The following is a 2,258-nucleotide window of genomic DNA, read 5'->3' as shown; positions in this document are numbered from 1 at the left end:
GTCGCCGCTCGCGGTGACCAGGGCCGCGCCGGCGCGCAGGGTGCCGGCCGCGTCCGGCTCGTCGGGCAGCAGTGGATCCGGCGCGAGCAGCCCGGAGCCGATGTCGGCGACCACCGGCACGTCGAGCGTGGCCAGTTGGCGTACCGGTGTGGCCGAGGTGAAGCCGGTGATCTGGAAGTTCGACGGGTGCACCTTGAGCACGAAGCCGGTCTGCGGTCCGACGGCCGCGGCGTAGTCGTCGAGCGTGGTGCGGTTGGTGGTGCCCACCTCGCGCAGACGGGCGCCGGTGCTCTCCAGCAGGTCCGGCAGGCGGAAACCGTCGCCGATCTCGACCAGTTCGCCTCGGCTGACGACGATCTCCCGGCCGGCGGCCAGCGCGGTGGCGGCCAGCACCAGCGCGGCGGCGCCGTTGTTGACCACGTGTACGGCGGCGGCGTCCGGCACGGCGGCGGCCAGCGCGTCCATCGCGTCCCGGCCACGACGCGCGCGTCGCCCCGTGCGCAGGTCCAGCTCGACGTCGGTGTGGCCGGCGGCCGCCACGACCGCGGCGACGGCGGCGGGTGACAGCGGCGCCCGACCCAGATTGGTGTGCAGCACGACGCCGGTGGCGTTGAGCACCGTCCGCGGACCCGGGGCGGGCAGCCCGGCGACCACGGCGTCGGGGACCTCGTCGGGCTCGATCTCACCGCGGCGGGCCCGCTCCTGCGCCTGGACGACGGCGGCCTTGACCCGGTCCCGGCCGAGGGTCGCGACGGCCTCGGCCAGCCGCGAATCGGCGAGCAGCGTATCGGTGCGGGGCACCCGGCGTCGCGGGTCCACGCTGCCGTCGCGCATCACGTCACTCCTGCCGCCGTTGGCGGAGACGGACGGGAATCGAACCCGCCTGGCCCGGGTCCCGGACCACACCGGTTTTGAAGACCGGGAGGGGCACCAGCCGCCTGAACGCCTCCGTCGGACATTCGATCACAACGCCCAAGCGGCCGCTCAGTCAGCCGCCGGATCCACCCCGGTCCGTCGAGCATTCACCCGCTCGCGTTGCGGCACCACCGTGTAGCGCGGGTCGCGCGCCGACGCGACGCCACCGTAGAAGATGCCGAACCGGGTGGCCACCGACGCGCCCAGCAACGCGACCCCGGACAACGCGCCCGCCGCGCGGCTGCGCCGGCCGAGCAGCGCCCCGGCCACCCCGGCGACGGTCAGCAGCCGACCGGCGCGCAGCAGCCGACCGGGCCGCCCCGACCGGTAGGGCTCGCTGAGCAACCCCAGGCGGGTCTCCACCCGGTGCGCGCCGTACAGCTCCAGGGCCGCGCCGGCCACCGCCATCCGGCGGGCCGGCCCCGCCTGCGCCGGTGACGCGGCGAGCAGACCCACGCCGGCCCCGCTGGCCAGCGCGCTGCCCGCGAAGATGACCGGCAACTCGGGGTACGCCTCATGCCACGACGGCACCGCCGTGTCGGCGAGCAGCACCCCGGTGTACGTGGCCAGCGCCGGCGCGGTGGCGGCGGCGACGAGCCCGGCGGCGTGCCCGACCGGCGGCAGTGCCCGGCCGGCCAACCCGAGCAGCCCGCGGCGGGGCAGCAGGCCGGCGCCCTCGGCGATCGCGGCGACCCCGGCGGCCGGCCCGAACGCGGTGAGGATCCAGGTGCCCACCGACATCGGCGAGGTCGGTTTGGCCACCCGCAGCATGTGGTGGAACCGCTCCGGCCGGCCCAGGTCCCGGATCAGGAAGACGGCGCTGGCGCTGACGGCGCCCAGCGCGGTGACCCGACCGGCGCGGCGCAGCACCGGCCGGCCGGTGAGCTGCCCTCCCGCGGCGAGCAGCGACGAGCCGGCGGCCAGCCCGCCGGTGAACAGGTACGCGGCGATGTCCCACTTCCAGACCGGCGCCTTCAGGATGGGCCGCCCGTAGTACGACGTGAACTCGGCCTCCGGAACCCGCAGCTCCTCGCCGCCGCCCCGACCGCGCCGCCGGCCCGCCCGCCGGGCCGGGTCGCCGCCGGGCTGCCGTGCGACCGAGTCACCACCGGGCTGCCGTGCGGCCATCTCGTCGCGGGCGTTGGTGAACCGGCGGAACCGATCGCCCACCCGGGGGCGCTCTGTGCTCACGAGGATCCTCCGACGACGAACGCGGCGACGGTCGCCGCCGTCATGGCCAGCGCGGCGAGGCCGGCGCGTTTCCACATCGCCGGCAGATCCCGCGTCGTCACCACCGGATCCGGCGGCAACCCATACACCTCCGGCTCATCCAACAACAGGAA

2 protein-coding genes, 1 tRNA gene and 1 pseudogene are annotated in these 2,258 nt (G+C 76.2%); all 4 read right to left on the bottom strand.

Annotation, left to right across the window (positions count from 1 at the left end; genetic code table 11):
* Positions 1-834: L-seryl-tRNA(Sec) selenium transferase (gene selA / locus AB0J68_RS31230; protein ID WP_363942369.1), on the bottom strand; the 834-nt coding region annotated here is incomplete at its 3' end.
* Between the two features lie 20 nt (positions 835-854).
* A tRNA-Sec gene (locus AB0J68_RS31225) sits at positions 855-950 on the bottom strand.
* Between the two features lie 34 nt (positions 951-984).
* Positions 985-2,106: an NrfD/PsrC family molybdoenzyme membrane anchor subunit gene (gene nrfD / locus AB0J68_RS31220; RefSeq protein WP_354862906.1), complete on the bottom strand. Its 1,122-nt coding sequence runs from the start codon at positions 2,104-2,106 to the stop codon at positions 985-987.
* Positions 2,103-2,258: pseudogene (locus tag AB0J68_RS31215) on the bottom strand (4Fe-4S ferredoxin); the annotation flags it as partial. The gene nrfD and the pseudogene AB0J68_RS31215, both read right to left, overlap by 4 nt.

The organism is Micromonospora sp. NPDC049580 (genome assembly GCF_040675595.1).
In the GTDB taxonomy this organism is placed as follows: Bacteria; Actinomycetota; Actinomycetes; order Mycobacteriales; family Micromonosporaceae; genus Micromonospora.
The sequence above is the reverse complement of the archived record's forward strand: the minus strand, read 5'-3'. Positions and strand labels throughout refer to the sequence as shown.